Genomic DNA, 24,719 nt, shown 5'->3' on the forward strand with positions numbered 1-24,719 from the left:
GCATCCGGCATCAGGATTTGGAGAACTTCATGCGTGACATTATCGACGGCTTTCTGCGCTTTCAGCGTGAGGTATATCCGCAACGTGTCGAGCTGTTCAAGCAACTCGCGACCTCACAAAATCCGAAGGCGTTATTCGTTACTTGCTCGGACAGTCGTGTAGTGCCTGAGCTTCTTACACAGCGCGAACCCGGTGAACTATTCGTGATCCGCAACGCCGGCAACATTGTGCCGTCGTATGGTCCCGAACCCGGTGGCGTGTCGGCTACCGTCGAATATGCTGTCGCCGTGCTCGGCGTACAGGACATCGTGATCTGCGGGCACTCGGACTGCGGAGCGATGGGCGCGATATCGCGCTGCACCTGTCTGGATCATCTTCCTGCGGTCGCCAATTGGCTGCGTCACGCGGACGCTGCGAAAGCGATCAACGCGGCGCATGAATTCGACACACCGCGCGCGAAGCTCGATGGTCTGGTCCGGGAAAATGTGATCGCGCAACTGGCGAACCTGCGCACGCATCCCTCCGTGGCCCTCGCGCTCGAGCAAGGGCGCATGAATCTGCACGGATGGGTCTACGACATCGAGGCGGGGTGCATCGATGCGCTGGATGGTTCAACCCGACGCTTTGTTCCCCTGGCTGATTCGCCGACTACCGTGGCGATCACTGCGCGTAACGGCAAGCAGATGTAACGGCTGGCCTCATCTGAAATCGCCAGACTTGTGACCTTATTCCTGTGTGGTCACAAGTTGTCAGCCCGCCATAGGATGAGTAAGCTGCTGTCATGAATCAGCTATCAATATCTGCCTCCTCGCCAAACACTCGTGGCCCGGCCGAGCACGACATTCGTGACCAGATTGTCGCCGCGGCCAATGAACACTTCAGCCAGTATGGCTACGCGAAAACCACGGTTTCCGACCTGGCCAAGGCCATCGGTTTTTCCAAGGCATACATCTATAAATTTTTTGACTCGAAACAGGCGATTGGCGAGGCCATTTGCGCCAATTGTCTGGGGCAAATCGTTGCAGCCGTCGAACAGGCCGTTAACGAAGAATCTCTTTCGGCGACCGAGCGTTTGCGCAGATTGGTAAAAACCGTCATTGCCACGGGTGTGAACCTGTTCTTCAACGACCGCAAGCTTTATGACATCGCGGCGTTTTCCGCTTCGGAGCGTTGGCACAGTGCCCAGGTGTATGAAGCACTGATCAAAGACTTTATTGTCGACATCGTGCGGCAAGGACGAGAAGCGGGGGAGTTCGAGCGCAAGACTCCACTGGACGAGACTGTCGAGGCGATCGATCTGGCGCTGCGACCTTTCGTCAACCCCTTGCTGTTGCAGCACAATCTGGATTTCATCGAGCAAGCGCCCACGCTGACCTCCAACCTCATCCTGCGCAGCCTCATGCCCTGACTGTCGCTGGTCAAATCTGTCAGTCGATTCGAGTCAAAACCACATCCCCCACATGACGTTTTCCGTTCCCGGCCAATGAGTGCCGGGAGGGCGCAACATTTCGCTCTTCGTGACCATTGACTGAATTGGTCACATGGATAATATGGCTTCGATGTAGTTCGATGTTCTATTCCAGTGATCTCCATAGAGTCCCGATAATGAAAAAAACAATGCTCAAGAGCCCCGTGGGCCTGGCCGTCGTGCTTGCGTCTTCCAATGTGCTGGCCGGTGGCTTTGCACTCAACGAACAAAGCATCAGCGGGATGGGGTCCGGGTTTGCCGGGCGATCTTCATCGGCCGAAGACGCCAGTACGATCTACGGCAACCCGGCGGGCATGGCGCGACTTAAACAAGAGCAGGTCAGCGTGGGGGCGGCGACATTGTTCGCCAAGTCCGATATCAGCCGGACTCGCAGTACGTTCGGTGGCAAGGAAGACGGCGACATGGTGCCCACGACCACCGTACCGATGGGCTATTACGTCAAACCCATCGATGAGCATTGGGCATTCGGCGTCGGGTTTTATGTACCCTTCGGGTTGATCACCGACTACGGCAGTGGGTTTGCCGGACGCTATTACGCCAACAAGAGCGAAGTCACCACGCTGACTTTCCAACCGACCATCAGTTACGCTTTTAACGAAAAAGTCTCGATCGGTTTCGGTCCGACCATCAACCGTATCGGTGGAGAGATATCGGGCATGGTGCCCAATCCATTAACCCCGGGGCGCAATGACGGCAAGCTCAAAAGCACGGGTGATGACACCGCGCTGGGCTTCAACGCAGGTGTGCTGGTGCAGGCGACAGATCAGACCCGCCTGGGGCTGACTTATCACTCCAAAGTCAGTTACCACTTGGATGCGAAAACCAAGGTCACCGATGGCATCTTCAGCGTGCTGGGCGTCAGCGGCCGCAGTTATGACGCATCGCTGGATGTGGATACGCCGGAGTCGGTGGATTTTTCGGCCACGCATCAATTCAATAACGACTGGACGCTCTATGTCGGTAGCACCTGGACGCGCTGGAGTCGCTTCAAGGAGCTGACGATCGAAAACAGCGGCCTGCCGCCGTTGCTGAGCGGTCAATTGGGGACGATCAGCGAAGAGCAGAACTGGCATGACACGTGGGCACACGCCATCGGTACCGCCTATCAATTGAATAGCCAGTGGGTGTTGCGTAGCGGGTTTTCGGTAGATCAATCACCCGCCAACAATACCAATCGCGGCCCCCGTATTCCTACGGGCGATCGAAAGGTTATCAGCTTCGGTGCAGGCTGGACGCCGGTGGAAAATGTCACCATCGACTTCGCTTACTCCTACCTCTGGGAGGAGAGCGTGAAGGTCAACGACAGCTCGCCATCCAGAGGTGCCTACAGCGCCAGGTACAAGAACAGTGCGAGCGGGCTCGGTACGTCTGTCAGCTACCGTTTTTAGCTGAGGGCTGTACTCACAATGTGGGGCCGGGAGTGCGTGCTGCCTCCCGACCACACACACGCAAGGGCATGTTGATCGGGCCGATTCTCGCAGAGAGGTTGGCCCTTTTTTGTAGGTCAAACCCCCATGACTTTGGCCATCAGGCTCCGATGAAAACGCCGTGGCGTGGCCCGCGTCAAAACCGCGATCGACCTTTTGCTGTGTACTGTCGAGCCAAATTCTTTGCAAAGCTGGCGAACTTCATCGCGACGCAACAGGCAGGGTTTCAGGAACTTGCCAGCCGCCGCCGAGCGCTTTGAATGCCGCGACCGCAGCCCGCGCCGATTCTGTCCGCGCTTGCGCACGGGCATCGGAAGCCTGGAGCAACGTTTCGTCGGCGTGGAGCACATCAATCAGGCTCGCGGTGCCTTTTCCGTAGGCAATAAAAGACGCTTGGCGAGCCTGTGTCAGAGAAGCCTCGCCTCCCGCGAGCGTGGTGGCCTGAAGGTTGCGGTTCACCAGGGCGGAGAAGGCATTCTCGACATCCTCGGTGGCGCGTAACACCGACTGACGATAAGCGGCCAGCGCTTCGGCTTCCTGTCCTTTGGCCTGATCGATCTGCGCGTTTATCCGGCCTACGTCAAAAAGTCTCCAGCGCAACCCAAGGACCGCCGCCGACTGACTGGCGCCGCCAGTGAACAGGTTGCCGCCGGAAACAGTCGTGGCGCTACCGAGCAATGCGCTGAGCGAAAGTTTCGGGTAGTACTCCGCAATCGCCACGCCGATGCGTGCATTGGAGGCTGCCAGGCGGCGCTCGGCGACGATCAGATCCGGCCGGCGACGCAGCAGATCGGCCGGCGTTCCCGAGGCGTTTATCGGCGGCACAACAGGAATGCTCGCCGTACCGGCCAGTTGCGTGCGGTGAGTCCCCGGCGGGGTGCCGAGCATCACATCCAGCGCATTCATGGCGGCATCCAGGCCGGTCTGCAGCACTGGCACGCTCGCCTGGACTTGCGCCAGCGCGCCCTCAGTCTGTTGAACCTGATAGCGGGCAGCGAGGCCCTTGCCGTAGAGCAGGCGGACTTTCTCCAGCAGTCCCTGCTGGGTTTCGACTTGACGGTTGGCAATCTCCAGTCGCGCCTGCAACCCACGGAGGGTGATGTAGATATCGGCCGTCTGCGCTGCAATGGCCAGGCGTGTGGCGGTCGCGCCCGCCTCGGAGGCCAGGTATTCGGCGAGTGCGGCTTCGCGCTCGCGTCTCAACCCGCCAAAGACATCAATTTCCCAGCCGGCATTGAGGTTGAGCTCGTAGGAACTTCCGTAGCGATCATAGCCAGGCGTTGAGTTCAACACCTGGCCGAGCGGCGTTTCGACGGATTGATAGGCGCGTGCGGCCTGGCCATCAATGCTCCCCGAGGGCAACAGAGCGGCATTTGCGGCCCCCAATCCTGCCCGTGCCTGTGTGACCCGCGCCGCTGCTTGTGCCAGATCGAGGTTCTGTTCCAGCGCCTGGGTGACGAAACCGGTCAACACGGGATCGTTAAAACTCTCCCACCAGTTGACCAGCCGGGCCGGCGCCGTTGCCGGCGTCTGTCCGGCTGCTGGCTGACTCAGGTAACGATCGGGAAGCGCGAGGGCAGGCCGTTGATAGTCGGGACCGACCGCGCAGCCTGCCATCAAACTGGCGGCCACCAAAAGCGTGATAGGGCGAACAGGAGGCATTGAGGTACCTGCGACGAAGATGATAAGTGACCATATTAAATTACGGTCACGGCTTTAAGGTCAACGATATCTTGTCCGTATGCGCCATCCACTGAAAATGTGTGACCGTTGACATTAATGGTCACCTTAATGAAAATGCCGGCATGTCCTATTCTTGAGTAACGGAACCTATGCGCCGGCCTCTAGCTGTACCGATTGCCGTTTGTCTGTTGCCGCTCGTCCTGACGGCGTGTGGCGACTCATCCGTCGTTGACGATCCCCGTACGCATGCCCCGTTGGTGAGGTCCGCTGCGGTTTCGGCGGCGTCCGAGGCTTCACGTGCTTTCACGGGGGTCGTGATCGCCCGCGTCGAGGCTGACCTTGGTTTTCGGGTCTCGGGCAAAATACTCGAGCGCCTGGTTGACACAGGCCAGACGGTCAAACGAGGTCAACCACTGATGCGTCTCGACCCGATTGATCTCGGGCTGCAGGCGCGGGCGCAGCAAGAGTCGGTCATGGCCGCCCGGGCGCGAGCCATACAGACCGCGGATGACGAGGCCCGGTATCGCGATCTGGTCGCCGCCGGTGCCATCTCGGCCTCGGCCTACGATCAGATCAAAGCCGCCGCAGATACCGCCAAAGCTCAGTTGAGCGCGGCGCAAGCGCAGGCTGATGTCGCTCGCAATGCGTCCGGTTATGCGGTGTTGCTTGCTGATTCCGATGGCGTGGTGGTGGAGACGCTGGCTGAGCCAGGACAAGTGGTGAGCCCCGGGCAAGCCGTGGTTCGACTGGCGCGGGCAGGGCAGCGCGAAGCCATCGTGCACCTGCCCGAGACGCTACGTCCGGCGGCAGGCTCGACCGCGCAGGCCACACTTTATGGCAACACCTCGGGTGCCGTGACAGCCAGACTGCGGCTGCTGTCTGATTCGGCCGATCGCATGACGCGCACCTTTGAGGCACGGTATGTGCTGGAGGGCGCGCTGGCCAATGCGCCGTTGGGTTCGACCGTTACGCTGCAGATCGCTGGCAGCCGCGCAAATGCACAGGTGTTGCAAGTGCCGCTGGCGGCGGTTTATGACCCAGGCAAAGGCCCCGGCCTCTGGGTGATTGCTGGCAACCCGACCAAGGTGAAGTGGCGGCCTGTGCAGATATTGGGCGTGAGCGATGACATTGCGCGTGTCGACGGTGAACTCAAGGTCGGTGAGCAAGTTGTCGCTTTAGGCGCACATCTTCTGCGCGAGGGGGAGGAGGTGAGACTGGCTCAACAGCCTGACGTCCAGGTTGCCGGGAGCCGTCCATGAGCCAGGGGCGCTTCAATCTTTCGGCGCTTGCCGTTCGCGAGCGTTCGATCACGGTGTTCCTGATCTTCCTGATCGGTGTTGCCGGGATCCTCGCGTTTTTCCAGCTCGGGCGCGCGGAGGACCCGCCGTTTACGGTCAAGCAGCTGACGGTCATCACGGCGTGGCCGGGCGCGACCGCGCAGGAAATGCAGGACCAGGTCGCCGAGCCGCTGGAAAAACGCCTGCAGGAGTTGAAATGGTACGACCGCACGGAAACCTACACTCGTCCGGGTCTGGCCTTCACCGTGGTGACACTGCTTGATCGTACACCGCCCTCCCAAGTGCAGGAGGAGTTCTACCAGGCGCGCAAAAAACTCGACGATGAGTCGATCAAGCTACCGGCCGGCGTGATTGGCCCGATGGTCAACGATGAGTTTGCAGATGTGACCTTTGCGTTGTTTGCCTTGAAAGCCAAAGGCGAGCCGCAGCGCCTGCTGGTACGTGATGCCGAATCGCTGCGCCAGCGCCTGTTGCATGTGCCAGGCGTGAAAAAGGTCAACATCATAGGTGAGCAAAGCGAGCGCATCTTTGTCTCTTTCTCCCATGATCGGCTGGCCACACTGGGGGTGACCCCGCAGGATATTTTTGCCGTGCTGAACAATCAGAACGTGCTGACGCCGGCCGGCTCGATTGAAACCAAGGGGCCAGAAGTCTTCCTGCGTCTCGACGGCGCCTTCGACAAGTTGCAGAAGATTCGTGACACACCGCTGGCGATTCAGGGACGTACCTTGAAGCTCTCGGACGTTGCGACGGTCGAGCGGGGTTACGAAGATCCGGCCACCTTCCTTGTGCGTAACAACGGTGAGGAAGCGCTGTTATTGGGTGTGGTGATGCGCGAGGGCTGGAACGGCCTGGACCTGGGCAAGGCACTGGACGTGGAGACCACCCGGATCAACGAAGGCATGCCACTGGGCATGACACTCAGCAAGGTCACCGATCAGTCGGTGAATATCAGTTCAGCCGTCGACGAGTTCATGATCAAGTTCTTCGTCGCCTTGCTGGTGGTGATGCTGGTGTGTTTTCTCAGCATGGGCTGGCATGTCGGTATTGTCGTGGCCGCAGCGGTGCCACTGACGCTCGCCGTGGTGTTTGTGGTGATGGCGGCAACGGGCAAGAACTTTGACCGGATCACCTTGGGATCGCTGATCCTGGCGCTTGGACTGCTGGTGGACGACGCCATCATTGCGATCGAGATGATGGTGGTGAAAATGGAGGAGGGCTACGACCGTATCAAAGCGTCCGCGTATGCCTGGAGTCACACTGCCGCACCGATGCTTTCCGGCACGCTGGTGACCGCTATCGGCTTTCTGCCTAACGGCTTCGCGCAATCGACCGCTGGCGAGTACACCAGCAACATGTTCTGGATCGTAGGCATTGCCCTGATTGCCTCATGGGTGGTTGCGGTGGCCTTTACCCCCTATCTGGGCGTGAAGCTGTTGCCGGACATCAAACAGGTCGAAGGTGGTCACGCGGCCATCTACAACACGCCCAATTACAACCGCTTCCGCCGGATCTTGACGCGCGTCATTGCCCGCAAATGGCTGGTCGCCGGTACCGTTATCGCTACGTTTGTCCTGGCCGTTGTCGGCATGAGCCTGGTCAAGAAGCAGTTCTTCCCCACCTCGGACCGTCCCGAAGTGTTGATTGAAGTGCAAATGCCCTATGGAACCTCCATCGAGCAGACGAGTATCACCACCGCCAAAGTCGAGGCCTGGCTGCAAAAGCAGCCTGAAGCAAAAATCGTCACGGCCTATATCGGACAGGGTGCGCCGCGTTTCTATCTGGCCATGGCGCCGGAACTGCCTGATCCGTCTTTCGCGAAGATTGTGGTGTTGACGCAGAGTCAGGAGGCACGGGAAGTCCTCAAGCTCCGTCTGCGCGAGGCCGTCGCCGAAGGGCTGGCTCCAGAAGCGCGGGTCAGGGTGACGCAGTTGGTGTTTGGTCCGTATTCACCGTTTCCTGTCGCTTACCGGGTGATGGGGCCCGATCCCTCGACATTGCGTGAGATTGCCGCTCAGGTGCAGACGGTGATGCAGGCGAGCCCCTTGATGCGAACCGTCAATACTGACTGGGGGCCGCTGACACCCGCGCTGCATTTCACCCTGAACCAAGACCGCTTGCAGGCGGTGGGGCTGACCTCCAGTGCGGTCGCGCAGCAGTTGCAGTTTCTGCTTGCCGGGGTACCGATCACGGCCGTTCGTGAGGACATCCGTTCGGTACAAGTGACCGGGCGAGCGGCGGGGGACATCCGGCTCGACCCTGCAAAAATTCAAGGCTTTACGCTGGTGGGCACGGCGGGCCAGCGGATTCCGCTGTCGCAAGTGGGGACAGTGGATGTGCGCATGGAGGATCCCGTCCTTCGGCGTCGTGACCGCACGCCGACCATTACTGTACGCGGCGACATTGCCGAAGGCTTGCAGCCTCCGGACGTTTCAAGCGTGATCACGAAGGCGCTGCAGCCGGTCATCGACACGCTGCCGGAGGGTTATCGTATCGAGCAATCGGGGGCGATCGAGGAGTCGGGCAAGGCCGGCCAAGCGATCTTGCCACTGCTGCCGATCATGATCGCCGTCACGCTGCTGATCATCATTGTGCAGGTGCGTTCGGTATCGGCAATGATCATGGTGTTCCTCACCTCGCCACTCGGGCTGATGGGTGTGGTGCCGACACTGCTGCTCTTCCAGCAGCCGTTCGGTATCAACGCCTTGGTCGGGTTGATCGCCCTGTCGGGGATTCTGATGCGCAATACACTGATCCTGATTGGACAAATCCATCACAACGCACAAGAAGGGCTTGATCCGTTTCACGCCGTGATCGAAGCCACGGTACAGCGTGCTCGCCCGGTACTGCTGACTGCGCTGGCGGCCATCCTCGCGTTCATTCCACTGACGCACTCGGTCTTCTGGGGCACGCTGGCTTACACACTGATCGGCGGCACGTTCGTCGGAACCATCGTGACGCTGGTGTTCCTGCCGGCGATGTACTCCATCTGGTTCAAGATCAGTAAGCCATAGGAAGCCATCTTCAGCGTTCGCGGCTGCTACGGCAGTCGCGGGGCGGTTCCTGCGGTTGATACCTCGAGCATTACGCTCTTCGAATGCTCGGGGCGGGCTGATGCGGACTGGAGTGCGTCGACTCAGGCGGCCTGGTACAGACGGCGTTCGAGCAGCGAACTACCCCGCAGACGATGGCTGGCCTTGGCCGCGGCCAGTACGGCCAGGTCCAGCAGCGGTTCGAGGATGATCACGGTCATGTAGGCACTGCCGAAGGTCAGAACTGACAGAGCGTTTTCGGCTGTGAAGCCTTTTCCGTAGAAAGCCCAGAACGCCACCCAGGCGACAATGCCTGCCTGAAAGGCGGTCGACAGCCCCAGCGCTTGTCTGTAGCTCAGTTCCACATACGGCGTGTCGGGCGCAATGATGCGTTTGGCCAGGGCAGCGACTGCGCACAGCGGTACCAGTAGCGTGGTGACGTTCATGCCATATTGCGGCAGGTCGAATGGCGCGAAGAACAGGCCCTGAATCAGCAGCCCCAGGGCGAGACCCGCCGCAGCAGGTGCGGCGCCAAGCAGCAGAAACAGCGTTGACCCGAGGATGAGATGCACCTCGGAAACACCGACCGGATAGTGCGGCAGCAGCTCGAAGAAGCTGAAGACCAGAGCCGTGGCAGTGACAGTCCGAGCCAGCAGCGAAAAGACCCCACGCTCACCGATGGCTTGCGCAGCGAGTTTGACGGTGTAGGCGCCGACACCTGCGGCAGTGACATAGCTCAGCCAGAGTTTTCCGGCTTCCACCAGATCAGGTTCGATATGCATGACGGATGCTCCTTGGCCGCTTCGCGACCTCGACAGTAAAAAAACGGATGACTGCAGTCAGTTTGCGGCTCGGCTTATCGCTAACGGCTCGCGCCGTGGCAGGTGTTCGCGCTCGTGTCCATGGGGCGGTGGGCAACTCGCATTGAGCAGCGTGACCGGTTGTCCGTGGGGCGTGTTTTCGTAGGCTTGCTGCCATTCCTCGGTGCGCCGGGTGATGTCTTCGAAAGCGGTCAAACCGAGCGCGGTAACCATCCTTTCCATGGCCGCAATCCACTGCCGGTAGTAAGCGTCGTTGATGCTTTCTCCGGGCTGCGCCGGGCTTGCCTTGATCTCGTCGCTGAATGTCTGCACCCAGTCCTTCCAGGGAAATAGACCGCTTTGGTGCAGGTGTAACAGCAGGGAAAAAGCCTGGGCCTGCCAGGGTTTGTCGAACACCGGGGCTTCATTGTCGAGAGATAGCCCGGAGATGGGCGGGATGTGAAGCTTGCTGGCGTTCATACGGCCTCCAGATAATTGTCCCACAGATCAATGCAGACACTGTCCGGTCGCGCCACGCCCCACAGTTCTGTCGCACTGAAGCGCACGGCATAGACCTGTTGCGGTTGTTCGCCCAGACCGTGGGCCATCGTGTCCGGGGTGGCAAACGCACCGTGCGCAATCTCGATGGTCCCGACCTTGCCGCGCGCGTAGCGTGGCAGTCGGGTGTGGGTGGTTGGATTGAAATTTTTCGTCCGCACTCGGTCACCGACCCGGAAACGACCGGCGACAGGCTCTTTCGCCCTGGATGAAGCGCCGCCAAGAGTCACCGCCTCGACGATGTCTGGTGTGAGCACCGTTGGCTGCTGCGTCGGCGAGGTCGGTTTGACCGCGCCCTGCAGTTCGCCAGCGCTGATCACGCCTTTTTCCAGCAGCAAGGTCTCGAAGGCGTGCAGCCAGTGTTCGTAGTAACTCGACTGCAAGTATTCCGCCGGTTGCATGCGTTCGATGCAATGGCGGAATTCGTCGACATTGAAGTAGCCGCCGACGAAGAGCGAGGCAAACAGCGGAAAGATCCTGCGTTCCCAGTCGTGATGGAACACCGGTTCATTGTCTTCGGTGAGCACCGGGCCGAACCCGTGCATACCGCCTAAGTCGTGTACACCGTTCATGGTTTTCTCCTTCGCGGGGTCAGGCTGCGTCGCCCGGTATCTTGGCCAGTCCGGTACCGATCATGGCGTCACGCGTCACCAGCTCGACCAGGCGTTCCTCGCTCCAGCCGTCTGTGCCCGCCGGACGTTCCGGCAGTACCAGGTAGCGCAACTCGGCACTGCTGTCCCAGACCCGCACTTCCTTGTCATCGGGAACAAGCAAACCGAATTCGGCCAGTACGCCGCGTGGGTCGATGACTATCCGTGAGCGATAGGGCGCGGATTTGTACCAGGCGGGGGGCAAACCCAGGGTTGGCCAGGGGTAACAGGAGCACAGCGTGCAGACCGTCACGTTGTGCACGGCCGCGGTGTTCTCCACCACCACCATGTCTTCGCCCTGCACGCCGGAAAAACCCAATTCGGCAATCGCCGCGGTGGCATCTTCCAGCAGTCGGTGTTTGTAATCGGGATCGAACCAGGCCTTGGCGACCACCTGAGCGCCGTTGCGCGGGCCGACCTTGTGCTGATAAGTGTCCACCAGCGCATCCATGGCGGTCGGGTCGACCAGACCCTTTTCGATCAACAGGGATTCGAGCGCCTTGACGCGCAGGGCGATGGCCTCGGGGGGCTCGGTGTGATCGTGATCGTGATGATGTTCGTGCGTATGGCTCATGTTTTGACCCCTCTGAATTTGCTACTCACGTTCAGCGCGATGCGCCGATTTACAGCGTCCGCCAATCGACAGAGGCCTCGAATGCCGCTGCCGCTTGATACAGGGTGCCTTCGGCATAATGTTTTCCGACAAGCATCAGCCCCACGGGCAGTCCGTCCACCAGGCCGCAAGGGATCGACATGGCGGGGTGCCCGGTAATGTCCTGAGCGGCCGTATTGCCCAGCATCTCCAACGCACGTGTGACGGTTTCGGTGATGGAAGAGCCCGGTTCAGGGAGTGGCTGGGCGGTGATCGGCACGGTCGGCATGACGAGCAGGTCATAGGTATTCAGCGCCCGGTCATAGGCGGCCCGGGCAAAGCGTGCAATGTTCTGGGCCTTGGCGTAGTAGCGACCGTGGTAGCGCTCCAGACCGAACTGACCCACGAACATGCACAGTTTGAGTGACGGCGACAGTGCGTCGGCCTGGTCACGCCAACCGGCCTGTTTGTCCAGCAGGCCCACGTCGTAAAGCCCCTTCCAGTTAAAGCCCGCGCCGTTGCCGTGCATCATTTGCATGGTCAGGCCTTCACAGCCGATAGGGCTCCACAATGCCCCCGCCAGGTTGTGTTCGGGAACCGAGACTTCCTCGACCCGCGCACCCAACGCCTCGAGCCGGGCGATAGCGCTGCGCACCTTTTCTGCGATGCGCGGGTCCTGGTTAGCGAGTTGGAAACCTTCCTGGAGAATTCCGATCCGCAGTCCGGTCACGCCTCGTTCCAGATAATCGCTATAGGCATCGACCTCGGGAGCGCTCTGGCGCGGGTCGAGTCCGTCCGATCCAGCCATCACTTCAAGCATCAGCGCGTTATCGCGGACGTTACTCGTCATCGGGCCGACATGGTCGAAAGTTGCCTCGATCGCCATGACGCCGGTATAGGGCACCAGACCGAAGGTGGGCTTCATTCCGTAAATGCCGCACCAGGCTGCCGGAATGCGGATGGAGCCGCCCTGGTCGCCACCGACAGCCAGGTCGACTTCACCCGACGCCACCAGCGCTGCGCTGCCGGAAGACGAGCCGCCGGTGGTGAATCCATGGCGATAAGGATTGTGCACAGGGGCTGGGTCTGAGGTATGGCTACCACCGGAGAGGCAGTAATGTTCACAAGTGGCTTTGCCGAGGATGGTGGCGCCAGCGTCGAGCAGACGTGTCACCACAGTGGCATCAAACGACGGTACGAATCCTTCCAGTGGCGCGGCACCGTTCATCATCGGGACACCGGCCAGAGAGATATTGTCCTTGAGCGCAACCGTCTTGCCGGCAAGCTTGCCCGAACTGGCGCCCATTACCTCGGTTCTGTAGTACCAGGCGTTCAGCGGATTGTCCGTACTTGAAGGGCGGTAACCGGCACTGCGCTCGTAGCACACCGGGGGGATGAAGTCTGGCAACTCATCGACGAGATCGTAGGCATCAAAACTGGATTGCATGAGCGCCAGGTATTCGCTGGCTTGCTCGGGAGTCAACTGTATGTGCAGGCGGCTGGCGAGATCCTGCACTTGTTCGAGCGTCGGGCGGATGATGGCCATGGGGTGTCCTGTGTCCTGTGTCCTGTGCCAACCTGCTGGGTTGGCAATGTCTGTTCAAACGTCGTCTCGGAGAAGCCCGGTTACGGTGCGCACGATTGGCGATGTCACGACCGGGCTGGTATCAAGCTATCTGCGCACATTGAGCGGCGCTTGGTTGAGGAGGACATTCACTTGGTTGAGCGGGACGCCGTATTGTGGTGGCGCCGGTTTTTGCCGAGCGTGTCAGTCTTCGGATTCGGCCGTGGTCGGTTTTCGGGACGGCTTCCCGGGTTTCGGCCAGACAACCCCGACGCTCTTCATGCCTTTGGCCGGGTCCATTTCCGGGTGCGCGAGTACCACATCCCGATAGGAGGGGCTGCCAATCACCGCCGGTTTGAACTTGATGAGGAAGTCATTGACCTCCTTGCGCAGGTCCGGGGCCAGGCCGTAGTCGTCGTAGCAGGCCTCCAGACAATCGAGCACCGCTTGCCAGTGCACCTCGGTCAGCCCCATCCCGCGATGCGCGGTGACCATGTCTCTGCCCCTGTATTTGGCGCTGCCACCCCAGTGCTCGGAAAGGAAGTCGACAAAATTGATGTGTTCCTTCTGGAACGTCGATTCCGACATATGGGCCCAGATGTGGCCGATGGCGGGGTGGCCCATGGTTTTTCTCAACACGGCGCCTGCGAACTGATAAATCGCGTCATAGCCGCCAAGACGGGTGTAGAGGGAAGGTTGTTGTTCTGCGGTGGGTTGCTGGTCGGTCATTGTCGGGTTACTCCGTTTAAGATCAGGGGCATCTCATGAGCCGGTTGGCACGCTTGATACGGGCTGCGCAGAGGAGGGGGCTAGAAAACCCTGACGTAGCGCAGGTTCATGCGAAAGTCCTCTTTGGGGCCGTTCTCCACCGCAAGGTCGCGTCCAAGTTGCACCTGGAATTGGTCCCTGGCGGTCAGAAACTTTCTGGCCGTGAGGCGGACGTTGGTGGTTTCCATCCTGTCGTCCTGGTTGACACCATCGACCTGGTTTTCCCCACCCCAACTGTGGCCGAAGCCGATCGCCAGCGCCGTCGTCTCGTCGGGCATGTAGCGCCCCATCAACTGGGCGCCATAGGAAACGTCCTGCTCGCGACGGGCAGAGCTGGCGCCGTAGTCGTTGTTGTCCCCGTACCAGATGGCGTCACCGACGAGGTCGATGGCCCACTTTTCTGTGAAGTGCTTGACGTAAGCGGCCTGCAGATCGAATTTCCAACGGTTCTCGCCAAGGTTGAGCGCGTCGTCCTTGTCGTAGTTGCCAGTCGGCACGTACAGGTAAGCGGTCGCACCGAGAGTGTCGTTGGCGTCGTTGAGACGGTACTTGAGTGGCGCAGTAAGAATGAGGTCGCCGATGCCGCTGGCGTCGCCCAGCGCAGACGCATCACCACCGCCTGACACATGGCCGAAGGGCAACAGGAATTGCGGCTCGATGGTCAGCCGCTCGCTCAACTGGTAGACGTGCAGCAGACGCAAAATGCCGACGTCGGACGTCAGGTTGAAATCGGAACTGGTCTTGTGCCCGTTGGAATAGGCTTTGTCGGTGCTGGCGTGCTGGTAGTAGACCACGCCGATGGTCGCGCCCACGGGGAGCGGCTCGTAGTCGCCAGGATCGACCTCAAGCGCGTGGGAGGAAAGGCTGGGGAGCAGGGCTGCAAGCGCCAGGTAGCGGAACCGTTTCATGATCGAAGATCCTTTTTTCGGGCAAAAAGAGCCCCGCTATCGCCAGTCAGGCAACGCGCAGGGCTAAAAGTGGAGTCAGCGATGGAGTCAGGCGGGCGACACGTGTGCGTCGCGCATCATCCCGGTCTGCGGGTGGCAGTTGATGTACTCGAACAGTTGCTGGCTACCATCCGCCACCGAGACCTCGTGATACAGCCGCAGCTTCGAAAGACCGCCGATCACGCGGAAGAACGTGGTGAAAATGCGCAGGTGAGTGGGGTGGGATTCTGCCCAGCGCTCCAGCTTGTCGAGCGATCGCCAGTGACCGATGTCATAGGCGATGTCGAGGAGATTGCCATCGAGGTCGATATTGCGTACGAAACGGTTGCTATAGCAGCCCAGCGCCTGCCCCTCGTCACGCAGGAAGTTCATGCCGTCTTGCAGGGGCGGCAGCATCTCGTTGAAATAGAGCGCGCGTTCTTCCTCGCCGGCTTCGACCCAGTCTTGTCCGGAGCGGATCAGCGTCAGGTTGTCGTGGCCACGTACGACGACCCTGCCGCCCTTGGCCGGATCGCCTGAAATGACTTGCAGCTCACTGGTCGGCTGCATCCAGTCGGTCTGGGAGATGGCAAAGCGGTCGCGCGCCGAACCCCAGTAGCCGTGCTCTTCAATCTCGCCGCTGATGCCGTCCATGACCGCACCGACGCCTGGCAAATCGTCTTTGAAGGCATACAGCGTTTCGAACTGCTCGGCGCGCGGGGCCATGACCTCGCGGAAATATCCCAGCCCCTCGCTCAGACGCGCATCGTCGCCCCACCAATTCGCCACCGGCGGTGAAAGCAGCCAACGGTGATAGGCGACGGGATCACGCCAGTAGCCCACGGCGATGAAGTTTCCATACCCCTGATTGTCGAGGTGGTAGGTCAGGTCGTAATGCCCGGGGCCATCGGCGAGGGCGAAGCTGGCGTCAATGTAGCGTATGGCCTGCAGGGCGGCGGCGCGTTGTTCTTCGCGAAATTGCACCCCGAGGTAAGCCATCACGACTTGCTTCACGTTTTCGTCAGCCCGTCCCACAAACATGGGGAAGGGTGGCTGGTATTCGTCGTGGACGCGACGCGACAAAGTCCGCGGACATTTCAGATGTTTATCGATTGCAGATTCCATGGGGGCTCCTTTATTCCCGTCTCAAACGGACGGTTCGCTGTTCTACAGGCCAGTGGATGTTGTTGTTTTGCGATCAGGACCACGCCATCGGCGTTGCAGCGCCAAGGTCCCGAGTTGCACCAGGTAACTGGCGAACTCTTCGGGTGCCATGTCCCAGCGCTGTAAAAACCAGGACGAATCGGACAGTCGCTGCTGTTCTCGTCGTTGCATGAGGCACCTCGTCATTGGTGTCGGGAGGGACACGGCGTGGAGTGAAAATTATCGAGGGGAGATGGGATGTGCTTGGCTCGAATGGACAACCGTTTGGTTAAAAAGGACAGCCGTAAATGGCCAGCTCATCGATGCGCAGTGATGGTGCGGGGCTTGTGAAACAAGGGACGAAATGCTCAGGAAAGTTGCAGGGGAAGTGCTGGGGAGGCACTGTCTGCCAAGTGTGCGGAGGGCGATCTTGCGGCGCGGCTAAGCGCTGGGCGTGAGACTGAGCAGATGGCCTGATAATTGCTGAGCTCGCAAAAAACGTTACCACGCTTTTTTGTTGAACCGCCGCCGCGAGGTCCATGCAATGAGCCAGACATGTCAGTATTCAACGCTTGCCGTCACGGCGCCCCAACGGTTCGATTACTGGAAGGAGGTGGTGTGTCACCATTGCCTGGACGCAGACAGCAAACTGCTGGCGCAGAGCGATTTCGACGGGGCGCTGGAGGTGCATGGCATGGGGGCATTGGACATCTGCACGTTGTCCGCACCCTTGCATTATTGGGAGCGGACCGCCCAGCACCTGCGCAGCGACCCGAATGACGATTTGTGGTTGGGCTTTACCCGCAGCGGTTATGGCGAACTGGAGCAGGCTGACCGGCGGACGAAGCTGGCAGCGGACGATCTGTTCCTTTATGACGCATCCCAGCCCTTCAGATTCAGCTTCGGTGGTACCGATAACCACCTTGTGCGCATTCCGCGACAATTGCTCAGCCAGCGGCTGCCGGGAATAGCGGAGTGCACCGCCATGGTTCTGGATGATCGTCGCCCAGGGGTAATTCCGTTACGCGAAATGTTGCGCCAGGCCGCGAGCATGGCTTCAGGCTTCCAAAAACCAGGCCTGTCCAGTCGTTATTCCAGCACGTTGCTCGACCTCTTGGTGGTCAGCCTGGAACTCCAGGATTTGAAGCAGACGCATGACGAGCTGGACCTGTATGGCCGGATCATGAATTACATCCACCAGTATTTGACCGAGGCGGATCTTTCACTCGAGCGCATTGCTCAAGCTCACCATGTCTCCACGCGCACAGTGACGCGCGCTTTCGCCCGCCATCAGAAATCGCCGGTCGCGGAAATCTGGAAGGCACGGTTGTTCGCCAGCCGCGACGCGATCGAGCGTGGTCAAGTCCGTAGCATTTCCCAGGCAGCGCTGGATTTTGGCTTCTCGGACTTCTCTCATTTCAGCCACGCTTTTCGCAAGACCTTCGGCATTGCTCCCCATACTCTTCTGCGGCGAGAGTGAAATGGACGGGCTTTAACGCTTCTCATGCGAAAGACATTCAGCTGCCTGATCACTTATAAGCTGAGCCAAAATTCGCACAGGCTCGGTGAAACTCTGTCGAGATCGATGTACCAGCCCGATATCCCGGTGAAAGGTGTGTTGTCCCAAATCGATCGCTCGTACACCTGCGGGCCATTCCTGATGGGGCTCTGTCTGTGGCACCAGCGCTATGCCTACACCTTTTTCTACCAGTTTGATGATGGCCTCCAGTTCATCCAGTTCGCAAACTTCCTGCAAGGTGAAATGCATCTGTCGCAGGAAACGATCAACCTGCCGGCCGCCGAAAGATGATCGGTCATAGCGAATGAATGGCTGGCTGGACAGCAGTTCCGACCAGTCATTTCCCTCCAGCTCGCGTGGCACGATCAGTCGGTAGGGCTCTCGCGCCAGCGTCGTCCAGCGCAGGTCACTTTGAAGAGAGAAGGGCGGTCGAATGATGACAGCCATGTCGATTTCGCCGGCGTCTACGAGGTTCACCATCTCCATTGAAAGCCCTGGAATGACACGTGTACGGCATTGCGGACACTGCTGGTGAAACTTCGCCAGCGCATCGGGCAAATAGGAACGTTGCACGGATGCGATCGCACCGATGTTGATGAGTATGTTGGTAGGTTGGCCCTGCGCAGTGGAACCCAGATTGTCGTATAGCCTGAGTAACTCCTGCGCCTGCAGAAGTATCTGGTGACCCATTTTGTTCAGATGGGCCGAACGTCCTTTCCTGTCGAAAATCTCAAAACCGAGTTCGGTTTCCAGGCGCTGAATCTGCGCGCTGACAGCGGCCTGGGTCAGGCCGATCTTGTTCCCGGCAGCGGCGAATGTGCCTTCCCGCGCCACCGCAATGAGTGTTTTCAGTTCTTTGATCATTCACAAATATTAATTGTGTTTCTGAGAAATATATATTGATTTTTATGTTTGGTTTTCCGTCCTAGGATGTTTTCCATCCCCGGCACCGGCTGAATCCAGAGAGCCGATGACGGTGGAAATGTTCGCTAACCAACAAAAAATATTTGGAGTTCTGATGAGCCTCTCGCCATTTCACCTCGCGATCCCTGTTTACGACCTGGCTGCGGCGCGCACCTTTTACGGTGAGGTCTTTGGTCTTGAAGAAGGGCGCTCCAGCACGCAATGGGTCGATTTCGATTTTTATGGTCACCAACTGGTGATCCACGAACATCCGAAAACAGCCTCACAAGAGAGCGTTCACAGCAACCCGGTCGACGGACACGATGTCCCGGTTCCGCACTTCGGCATCATTTTGGGTTGGGAACAATGGGAAGCGCTGGCCGAACGTCTGAAGTCGTTTGGTACCGAGTTTGTGATCGAACCGTACATTCGGTTTAAAGGCCAGGTAGGCGAGCAAGCCACCATGTTTCTCTTTGACCCGTGCGGCAACGCTCTTGAATTCAAGGCGTTCAAGGATATGAGCCAGCTCTTCGCTAAATAGGAACACGCATGGCACAACCCGTTTGTGCCATTCGATCTCAAGTGAGCTGGAAGCTCATGACTCTAGCAACTGCGAATAGACGCAGACCTTTCATTCCAACAAGAAGGCTAGACATGAAACGTATTCCCTTGGTGTGGCAAATCGTTGCCGGGCTATTGCTTGGCGTGCTTGCAGGTTGGTACTTCAATACGCATCCGCACTATCAGACATGGGTGAGTACGGAGATCCTCAAACCGCTCGGTGACATCTTTATCAAGATGATGAAGATGGTGGTTGTTCCGATCGTGTTCTGTTGCATGATTTTGGGGATCGCGGGCGGCGGTGACAGCAAATCGTTCGGGCGTATGGGTGCGAAGTCGCTCGGCTACTTCTTTGCGATTACCGCGCTGGCCATCGTCATAGGCCTGTGTTTTGCCAACCTCTTCGAACCAGGACGAGGAGCAGATATTTCAGGCCTTTCGCATGGCGCTGCATCGATCACGCTTGAGCCGTCCAAAGGGGCGCTGGTGATTTTGCAGAACATCGTTCCAGACAACGTGATAGTGGCAATGTCAGAAGCGAAGTTGCTGTCGGTACTGTTCTTCGCTGTGCTGTTGGGGCTGGCGTTGAATGCTTTGCCCAAAGACAAAAGCGCGCCATTTATTGCGGTCGTGCAGAGCCTTTCCGATGCGATGTTCAAGGTGGTTTCCATAGTCATGGCTTACGCGCCGATAGGGGTATTCGGCATGATCGGCGCGACCGTCGCGACGTTTGGTTTTGCCTCGCTGTTGCCGCTGCTCAAGTTGATTGGGGTGGTGTATCTGGCGCTGATTGTCTTTGCGCTAGTGATACTCGGCGGTATTTGCTACTTGATTGGCGAAAACATCTTCAAGTTGATTCGCTACTTTCGCAATGAGTTGATTCTGGCGTTTTCCAGTGCCGCCTCAGCCGCCGTCATGCCGCAACTGATGACCAAACTGGAAAGCTACGGTGTACCGCGTCGGATCGTCAGTTTTGTGGTGCCGGTGGGGTATGCGTTCAATCTCGATGGCGCATCGATTTTTCTCGGGGTGGCGACCATTTTTGTGGCGCAACTCTATGGGATAGACCTGTCTCTGTCACAGCAGATTCTGTTGGTCGTGACGATGGTACTGACCTCGAAGGGCGCCGCAGGTGTGCCTGGGTTTGCAATCGTGATCTTGTCAGCCACCTTGGCCTCTGCCGGTCTTCCGTTGGAAGGTGTGGCATTGATCGCCGGCATTTTCAGGATTATCGACAGCGGCACCACCACGCTCAATGTACTGGGCAATGCGATTGCGCCGCTGGTTATCAGCAAGTGGGAGAAAGTCGCACTAGAGCCCTCACGAACGGGTTATACAGACGACCACCTGTGTGACCAGGTGCAACGCTGCCGGTAACAGTCGTGAACACGATGGCAGCTTTTGAAACAGCATTATCACCAGCAAACGCCTGCTGACAGAGGGGCGTATTTTTTTAACCTTCCACTAGACGACCGGTCTATTCAGTCGAGGATTTTATGAAGGCTAACACGTTTGATACCGATCTTTTTTCGCCCATGCAAATGGGCGCACTCCAATTGGCTAACCGAATTGTCATGGCACCTGTGACACGCAGCCGAATGGCCGAAGACGGCGTACCGAATGAAATGCACGCGACTTACTACGCCCAGCGCGCCAGTGCAGGCTTGATCATCGCCGAAGCGACCAATATTTCTCCCCAGGGGCGGGGTTACGCCATGACCCCGGGTATCTGGTCGGAGGCACAGGTAGCTGGCTGGAAAAGAGTCACTGACGCGGTGCACGCGGCGGGCGGCAAAATCGTCAGTCAGTTGTGGCACGTGGGGCGCTTTTCGAGTGTCGAGCTACAACCCAACGGAGAAGCGCCAGTAGCGCCTTCGGCGATCAAGGCCGAAGGCAGCACCTACACCGAGAAAGGCTTTGTCGAGGTGTCGATGCCTCGCGCACTGGAAACCTCGGAGATCCCTGGAATCATCGAGCAGTACAAACTGGCCGCAGAGAATGCCCGGCGAGCTGGTTTCGATGGTGTGGAAGTGCATTCCGCCAACAGCTATCTGCTTGACCAGTTCCTGCGCGATTCCACCAATCAACGCACTGACCCATATGGCGGCTCCATCGAGAACCGGGCTCGACTGACGCTGGAAGTCACCGCCGCCGTGATTTCGATCTGGGGTAGCGATCGGGTCGGTATTCGCCTCTCGCCAGTTACACCCGATGCCGGAAATACACCTCCCGACAGCAATGTCATGGCGACTTACGGTTACCTGATTCAGCAGCTCAATCAATTCAATCTGGCTTATCTGCATTTTGTCGAAGGCGCCACGGCGACCTCCCGCACGGTCCCGGAAGGCGTGGATCTGGACGCGCTGAGTGCGCAGTTCGAAGGGCCATTCATTGGCAATAACAACTACGACCTGCCGATGGCGCTAGAGCGTCGTGCGCAGGGGCGGATCGATGCGGTGGCGTTTGGTCGTTTGTTCATTGCCAACCCCGACCTCGTGGAGCGCTTGCGTCGCGGGATCGAGCTCACCATCGCGCCACGCGAGAGTTACTACGGCGGCGGTGCCAAGGGTTACATCGACTGGCCAACCGCGAACGCCTGAACGACGGCATTTATCGATAAGAGGTAATGAGCATGAATTATCTGCAGAACAAAGTAGCCATCGTCACCGGCGCATCTTCCGGCATCGGCGCCGCCACCACCCGCGCGCTTGTCGCCCAAGGCGTGCGCGTAGTGGCCGCCGCACTGGATGAACAGGGTCTGGAAAGCTTTGTCGCCGAGTTGCGGGCGGGCGGTAACGAAGTGGTCGCTTTTACCACCGACGTGACTCAGGCGCATCAAACCCAGGGGCTGGCGCAATTTGCGCATGAGACCTACGGCGCCGTAGACATTCTGGTGAACAACGCCGGGCTGATGCTTTTTTCCAACTGGGTCGACCTGGCGGTGCAGGACTGGGAAAAGATGATCGACGTGAATATCAAAGGCTACCTCAACACTACGGCGGCGGTGCTGCCTTTCATGCTGGAGCGCAAGTCCGGGCAGATTCTCAATATGGACTCTGTTGCCGGTCATCAGGTCGGACCGGCGGCGGGTGTTTACAGCGCAACAAAATTTTTCGTTCAGGCCATGACCGAGTCCATGCGCAAGGAGCTCGGTGTGCAGCACGGCATCCGCGTCAACACGGTCAGCCCGGGTGTCATCAATACCGGCTGGGCTGACAAGGTCAGTGATCCTGAAGGGCGCAAGGCTGCCCAAGCGCTCAACCGAATTGCCATCGCCCCCGACGACATCGCGGGAGCCGTGATTTACGCGCTCAACCAACCGGAAAACGTCACCGTCAACGACCTGATCATCTCGCCGACGCGCCAGGATTGGTGACTGTTTACCGAGCCTCGTCCGTAAACCTTCCTTGCTTTCTTCAGCCATTTACTAACTCAGGAATACCTCATGTCCACTTCAACTTATGTTCAGGAATACAACGCAATCGTCGACGTGCTCAGCCAGTACAACGAAGGTGGTGCCAAAGCTGACAGCGCCTTGATGAAGCCCGCCTTCAACCAGCAGGCCACCATGTTCGGGGCCGACGAAGGCAAGCTCGTCGGCGGTGCGATCCAGAACCTGTACGACGTCATCGATAACGCTTTCCGCCCGTCTCCGGAAGCGCAAGCAGCGATCGTTCGCATCGACATCGTAGGCACGGCAGCCAGCGCCCGGGTCGATACCGACAATGTTTCAGGATTTCGTTTCACCGATTTTTTCAACCTGTTGAAGGTTGAAGGTCAGTGGACGATTGTCAGCAAGATCTACCACACCCACCCAAGCGCCTAAGCCGTTGAATGCAATTGGCGAGGTGCGTCGCGCCTCGTCCTTACTGGAAGGACAGACCCATGTCGAAAAACATCAAGGCAGTACCCACCGCTGAGTACAACGCTGTCATCGCCATTGCCAATCAGTATGTTGAAGGGCTGCGTGTGGGCAGTGCACAGAGCGTTGCGCAGGCGTTCCATAAAGACGCTGTGATGTACGGATTCACCAATGGTGAACTGCTGGGCGGCCCGATCAGGAATCTGTTTGATTTCGTAGAGAAGAACGGCGATGCCCCGAACATCATCACCCGACTCGACGTACTGGCGATCACGCCAACCACCGCCGTAGTTCGTGTCGATATGGAACAGGATGCAATCGGCGCTGATTACAACGATTACCTGACCCTGATCAAAATCGACGGGGCCTGGAAGGTCATTGCCAAGGTTTATCACCAATTCGCAGGTTGAGCGTCTTCCGGTCCTGTTGATCCATACCGGGACCGGATTTCATCCACCTCTGACGTGCGCAGAGGTCAGGTTCGAAAACAGTTGATTTTGAGGGTGTACACGATGTCGATGGTTGAGTTCTCCGCTGTCCTGGACAGCGACATAGCGCACGCCTGGAGCGTGTTGAAGAGGTTCGGTGAGATTGGTAAATGGCATCCCTCCATTTTGGAAAGCAGCATTGAGGGAAACCAGCCCGATGGATTGGTTGGCTGTATTCGCAAACTCATATTGATCGATGGTGCTGTGGTCAGAGAGCGTCTTTTGTCGGTCGATGATCGCAATACGACGCTGTCTTATCGCTTGGAGGAGGCGCCGTTACCGCTGGACAACTATGTAGCTACTGTTCAATTAGCCTCGCTGACTGGACAGTCAAAGACGTTCATCCGCCGGTCTGCAAGCTTCGATCTGCAAGATCTCAATACTGCCGAACACTATGAGGCGCTCGTTAGAGGACTGATCGTGGACGGCCACAACAGTCTCCAGTCATTTCTCCAGCAATAAGCTGAGGAGGGCGGTGAAGTAGGGTGAGGGCAGGGCTATGCCATTGGAAATGACAATTCAGCCACTGGAATGCCAGAAATGCCAGGAATGCGGTTAGAGTGACCCTCCATAAATCCATCGTTATGTGAACAATGAATCGTCCGCTGTTTGTTTCTCTGGATGGCCCCAAAGGCACCGGCAAAACCACGCTGTTGGAGGCCGTTACGACGGCACTGAGGGCCGGCAACAAGAAAGTCATCCGGCTCTGCGAGAGAAAAAGCGATCCTTTCCGGGGTGAAACCATGGCCCTGATCAACTCGCTTGTCAGAAATCCTTCCCGGGATCTGGAATGGGCTGTGTGCCAGCGCCTGGCTGATAGTCGGCGCTGGATTTCCCGAAACGTGCTGACGGAGCAGCCGCTGGACAGCATTATCCTGATTGATCGCTGGTATCCGTCTGATGCAGCGTTTCGCCGAACCATCCCGTTTGCCGAGATTCTCCAGTTGAACCTGGATCGAGACGTGCGAGTGCCTGACCTGCATGTTGGCGTTGTCACCAATCCGGACATTTCATGGGCAAGGGCTGCGACAAGATCGCGAGGATTGGGCGGCACTGTGATCCAGAAGTACGCAGAGCATATGGCGTGTACGGAGATGTTCGAGCAAGCGGTCAAGGAGCACGGTTGGGTTCTGTGCCGTAATGAGGGAACAATCGAAGACGCTACGGTGCAGGTGGTTTCTGAGATCTATAGGGTGCTGGAGTGATTGTTGGAGTGGAGACAGATGTTGGTGCATGTCCATTTTCTTGATACAGCGTACTCGCTCTAATTGATTGTATTGCAAGACAATTCAAGTGATGGTTCAGTAATCTGTGTTTTTTTTAATCACTATAAACACAGTTTAGTGAAACGGTGTTCAATAAAATCAATAGGTTACATACCTGTGTTCTTTTGGACAAGCGGCACTGGTCAGTTTGTAAGCGCAGCCTAGCCTTATAAGGAGGAATTACCTTCCGA

At 58.3% G+C, this 24,719-nt stretch carries 24 protein-coding genes; 14 read left to right on the forward strand and 10 right to left on the reverse strand.

The features are described 5' to 3' along the window. Positions 1–29 precede the first annotated feature (29 nt). The 3 genes from LVD08_RS04190 to LVD08_RS04200 all read left to right on the forward strand — a co-directional run bounded on the left by LVD08_RS04190 (position 30) and on the right by LVD08_RS04200 (position 2,877). Positions 30–689 carry a carbonic anhydrase gene (locus LVD08_RS04190; protein ID WP_027611791.1) on the forward strand — a complete coding sequence of 220 codons (660 nt, stop codon included), beginning with the start codon at positions 30–32 and terminating at the stop codon, positions 687–689. Positions 690–781: 92 nt separating this feature from the next. Next, entirely contained in the window at positions 782–1,408 is a 627-nt protein-coding gene (locus tag LVD08_RS04195) for a TetR/AcrR family transcriptional regulator (protein ID WP_096796019.1), read from the forward strand. A 197-nt stretch (positions 1,409–1,605) separates the two neighbouring features. Next, on the forward strand, positions 1,606–2,877 hold the full coding sequence (locus tag LVD08_RS04200) for an OmpP1/FadL family transporter (RefSeq protein ID WP_247267492.1): 1,272 nt from the start codon (positions 1,606–1,608) through the stop codon (positions 2,875–2,877). Positions 2,878–3,117: 240 nt separating this feature from the next. On the opposite strand, the gene LVD08_RS04205 is transcribed toward LVD08_RS04200, so the two are convergent. After that, entirely contained in the window at positions 3,118–4,578 is a 1,461-nt protein-coding gene (locus LVD08_RS04205; RefSeq protein WP_247267493.1) for an efflux transporter outer membrane subunit, read from the reverse strand. Positions 4,579–4,748: 170 nt separating this feature from the next. Here LVD08_RS04205 and LVD08_RS04210 point away from each other — a divergent pair, with 170 nt between their 5' ends. Both LVD08_RS04210 and LVD08_RS04215 read left to right on the forward strand, forming a co-directional pair. Beyond that, complete coding sequence (locus LVD08_RS04210; RefSeq protein WP_247267494.1) at positions 4,749–5,858, forward strand: efflux RND transporter periplasmic adaptor subunit; 1,110 nt, start codon at positions 4,749–4,751, stop codon at positions 5,856–5,858. Then, positions 5,855–8,911: an efflux RND transporter permease subunit gene (locus LVD08_RS04215; RefSeq protein WP_247267495.1), complete on the forward strand. Its 3,057-nt coding sequence runs from the start codon at positions 5,855–5,857 to the stop codon at positions 8,909–8,911. Before LVD08_RS04210 ends, LVD08_RS04215 begins: the two co-directional genes overlap by 4 nt. 122 nt (positions 8,912–9,033) lie before the next feature. Here LVD08_RS04215 and LVD08_RS04220 read toward each other — a convergent pair whose 3' ends face one another. The 8 genes from LVD08_RS04220 to oxdA form a co-directional block, all read right to left on the reverse strand. Next, a complete protein-coding gene (locus LVD08_RS04220; RefSeq protein ID WP_115989788.1) occupies positions 9,034–9,711 on the reverse strand; it encodes an energy-coupling factor ABC transporter permease in 678 nt (225 codons plus the stop codon). Between the two features lie 57 nt (positions 9,712–9,768). Further along, positions 9,769–10,209 (reverse strand): nitrile hydratase accessory protein, encoded by a 441-nt coding sequence (locus LVD08_RS04225; RefSeq protein ID WP_247267496.1) that lies wholly within the window; start codon positions 10,207–10,209, stop codon positions 9,769–9,771. Then, positions 10,206–10,859, reverse strand: coding sequence for a nitrile hydratase subunit beta (gene nthB, locus LVD08_RS04230; RefSeq protein ID WP_096796026.1), 654 nt, complete (start codon positions 10,857–10,859; stop codon positions 10,206–10,208). Before nthB ends, LVD08_RS04225 begins: the two co-directional genes overlap by 4 nt. 19 nt (positions 10,860–10,878) lie before the next feature. Then, complete coding sequence (gene nthA, locus LVD08_RS04235; RefSeq protein WP_115984656.1) at positions 10,879–11,511, reverse strand: nitrile hydratase subunit alpha; 633 nt, start codon at positions 11,509–11,511, stop codon at positions 10,879–10,881. A gap of 49 nt (positions 11,512–11,560) precedes the next feature. Next, positions 11,561–13,075 carry an amidase gene (locus LVD08_RS04240; RefSeq protein WP_247267497.1) on the reverse strand — a complete coding sequence of 505 codons (1,515 nt, stop codon included), beginning with the start codon at positions 13,073–13,075 and terminating at the stop codon, positions 11,561–11,563. Between the two features lie 222 nt (positions 13,076–13,297). Next, positions 13,298–13,822 (reverse strand): group I truncated hemoglobin, encoded by a 525-nt coding sequence (locus tag LVD08_RS04245; RefSeq protein WP_247267498.1) that lies wholly within the window; start codon positions 13,820–13,822, stop codon positions 13,298–13,300. Positions 13,823–13,902: 80 nt separating this feature from the next. After that, positions 13,903–14,769, reverse strand: coding sequence for a transporter (locus LVD08_RS04250; protein WP_247267499.1), 867 nt, complete (start codon positions 14,767–14,769; stop codon positions 13,903–13,905). Between the two features lie 87 nt (positions 14,770–14,856). Further along, positions 14,857–15,912, reverse strand: coding sequence for an aliphatic aldoxime dehydratase (oxdA, locus tag LVD08_RS04255; RefSeq protein ID WP_097089776.1), 1,056 nt, complete (start codon positions 15,910–15,912; stop codon positions 14,857–14,859). A 562-nt stretch (positions 15,913–16,474) separates the two neighbouring features. On the opposite strand from oxdA, the gene LVD08_RS04260 reads away from it, so the two are divergent. Further along, complete coding sequence (locus LVD08_RS04260; RefSeq protein ID WP_027611804.1) at positions 16,475–17,410, forward strand: AraC-like ligand-binding domain-containing protein; 936 nt, start codon at positions 16,475–16,477, stop codon at positions 17,408–17,410. Positions 17,411–17,422: 12 nt separating this feature from the next. On the opposite strand, the gene LVD08_RS04265 is transcribed toward LVD08_RS04260, so the two are convergent. Continuing rightward, the gene (locus LVD08_RS04265) at positions 17,423–18,313 is read right to left on the reverse strand and encodes a LysR substrate-binding domain-containing protein (protein ID WP_247267500.1); all 891 of its coding nucleotides are present in this window, start codon (positions 18,311–18,313) and stop codon (positions 17,423–17,425) included. Positions 18,314–18,467: 154 nt separating this feature from the next. On the opposite strand from LVD08_RS04265, the gene LVD08_RS04270 reads away from it, so the two are divergent. From LVD08_RS04270 to LVD08_RS04305, 8 genes are all read left to right on the forward strand, one after another. Next, positions 18,468–18,893 (forward strand): VOC family protein, encoded by a 426-nt coding sequence (locus tag LVD08_RS04270; protein WP_039762906.1) that lies wholly within the window; start codon positions 18,468–18,470, stop codon positions 18,891–18,893. Positions 18,894–19,006: 113 nt separating this feature from the next. After that, positions 19,007–20,290: a cation:dicarboxylate symporter family transporter gene (locus LVD08_RS04275; RefSeq protein WP_247267501.1), complete on the forward strand. Its 1,284-nt coding sequence runs from the start codon at positions 19,007–19,009 to the stop codon at positions 20,288–20,290. A 119-nt stretch (positions 20,291–20,409) separates the two neighbouring features. After that, entirely contained in the window at positions 20,410–21,513 is a 1,104-nt protein-coding gene (locus LVD08_RS04280; protein ID WP_247267502.1) for an alkene reductase, read from the forward strand. A 32-nt stretch (positions 21,514–21,545) separates the two neighbouring features. Further along, on the forward strand, positions 21,546–22,289 hold the full coding sequence (locus LVD08_RS04285) for an SDR family oxidoreductase (RefSeq protein WP_247267503.1): 744 nt from the start codon (positions 21,546–21,548) through the stop codon (positions 22,287–22,289). A gap of 69 nt (positions 22,290–22,358) precedes the next feature. After that, positions 22,359–22,739: a nuclear transport factor 2 family protein gene (locus LVD08_RS04290; RefSeq protein ID WP_247267504.1), complete on the forward strand. Its 381-nt coding sequence runs from the start codon at positions 22,359–22,361 to the stop codon at positions 22,737–22,739. A 59-nt stretch (positions 22,740–22,798) separates the two neighbouring features. Next, positions 22,799–23,185, forward strand: coding sequence for a nuclear transport factor 2 family protein (locus tag LVD08_RS04295; protein ID WP_247267505.1), 387 nt, complete (start codon positions 22,799–22,801; stop codon positions 23,183–23,185). A gap of 102 nt (positions 23,186–23,287) precedes the next feature. Continuing rightward, positions 23,288–23,725, forward strand: coding sequence for an SRPBCC family protein (locus LVD08_RS04300; RefSeq protein WP_247267506.1), 438 nt, complete (start codon positions 23,288–23,290; stop codon positions 23,723–23,725). Positions 23,726–23,856: 131 nt separating this feature from the next. Next, entirely contained in the window at positions 23,857–24,468 is a 612-nt protein-coding gene (locus LVD08_RS04305; RefSeq protein ID WP_247267507.1) for a dTMP kinase, read from the forward strand. Positions 24,469–24,719: the final 251 nt, after the last annotated feature.

Origin of the sequence: Pseudomonas sp. YL2, from assembly GCF_023063025.1 — a bacterium.
Classification (GTDB): Bacteria; Pseudomonadota; Gammaproteobacteria; order Pseudomonadales; family Pseudomonadaceae; genus Aquipseudomonas; species Aquipseudomonas putida_A.

Coding starts and splice junctions, on each gene's coding strand:
- LVD08_RS04280 (WP_247267502.1), top strand. CDS start 20,410: ATGAAGGCTAACACGTTTGATACCGATCTTTTTTCGCCCATGCAAATG.
- LVD08_RS04305 (WP_247267507.1), top strand. CDS start 23,857: ATGAATCGTCCGCTGTTTGTTTCTCTGGATGGCCCCAAAGGCACCGGC.
- LVD08_RS04300 (WP_247267506.1), top strand. CDS start 23,288: ATGTCGATGGTTGAGTTCTCCGCTGTCCTGGACAGCGACATAGCGCAC.
- LVD08_RS04210 (WP_247267494.1), top strand. CDS start 4,749: ATGCGCCGGCCTCTAGCTGTACCGATTGCCGTTTGTCTGTTGCCGCTC.
- LVD08_RS04215 (WP_247267495.1), top strand. CDS start 5,855: ATGAGCCAGGGGCGCTTCAATCTTTCGGCGCTTGCCGTTCGCGAGCGT.
- LVD08_RS04225 (WP_247267496.1), bottom strand. CDS start 10,209: ATGAACGCCAGCAAGCTTCACATCCCGCCCATCTCCGGGCTATCTCTC.
- LVD08_RS04270 (WP_039762906.1), top strand. CDS start 18,468: ATGAGCCTCTCGCCATTTCACCTCGCGATCCCTGTTTACGACCTGGCT.
- LVD08_RS04240 (WP_247267497.1), bottom strand. CDS start 13,075: ATGGCCATCATCCGCCCGACGCTCGAACAAGTGCAGGATCTCGCCAGC.
- LVD08_RS04275 (WP_247267501.1), top strand. CDS start 19,007: ATGAAACGTATTCCCTTGGTGTGGCAAATCGTTGCCGGGCTATTGCTT.
- oxdA (WP_097089776.1), bottom strand. CDS start 15,912: ATGGAATCTGCAATCGATAAACATCTGAAATGTCCGCGGACTTTGTCG.
- LVD08_RS04290 (WP_247267504.1), top strand. CDS start 22,359: ATGTCCACTTCAACTTATGTTCAGGAATACAACGCAATCGTCGACGTG.
- nthB (WP_096796026.1), bottom strand. CDS start 10,859: ATGAACGGTGTACACGACTTAGGCGGTATGCACGGGTTCGGCCCGGTG.
- nthA (WP_115984656.1), bottom strand. CDS start 11,511: ATGAGCCATACGCACGAACATCATCACGATCACGATCACACCGAGCCC.
- LVD08_RS04245 (WP_247267498.1), bottom strand. CDS start 13,822: ATGACCGACCAGCAACCCACCGCAGAACAACAACCTTCCCTCTACACC.
- LVD08_RS04250 (WP_247267499.1), bottom strand. CDS start 14,769: ATGAAACGGTTCCGCTACCTGGCGCTTGCAGCCCTGCTCCCCAGCCTT.
- LVD08_RS04285 (WP_247267503.1), top strand. CDS start 21,546: ATGAATTATCTGCAGAACAAAGTAGCCATCGTCACCGGCGCATCTTCC.
- LVD08_RS04265 (WP_247267500.1), bottom strand. CDS start 18,313: ATGATCAAAGAACTGAAAACACTCATTGCGGTGGCGCGGGAAGGCACA.
- LVD08_RS04200 (WP_247267492.1), top strand. CDS start 1,606: ATGAAAAAAACAATGCTCAAGAGCCCCGTGGGCCTGGCCGTCGTGCTT.
- LVD08_RS04195 (WP_096796019.1), top strand. CDS start 782: ATGAATCAGCTATCAATATCTGCCTCCTCGCCAAACACTCGTGGCCCG.
- LVD08_RS04220 (WP_115989788.1), bottom strand. CDS start 9,711: ATGCATATCGAACCTGATCTGGTGGAAGCCGGAAAACTCTGGCTGAGC.
- LVD08_RS04260 (WP_027611804.1), top strand. CDS start 16,475: ATGAGCCAGACATGTCAGTATTCAACGCTTGCCGTCACGGCGCCCCAA.
- LVD08_RS04190 (WP_027611791.1), top strand. CDS start 30: ATGCGTGACATTATCGACGGCTTTCTGCGCTTTCAGCGTGAGGTATAT.
- LVD08_RS04205 (WP_247267493.1), bottom strand. CDS start 4,578: ATGCCTCCTGTTCGCCCTATCACGCTTTTGGTGGCCGCCAGTTTGATG.
- LVD08_RS04295 (WP_247267505.1), top strand. CDS start 22,799: ATGTCGAAAAACATCAAGGCAGTACCCACCGCTGAGTACAACGCTGTC.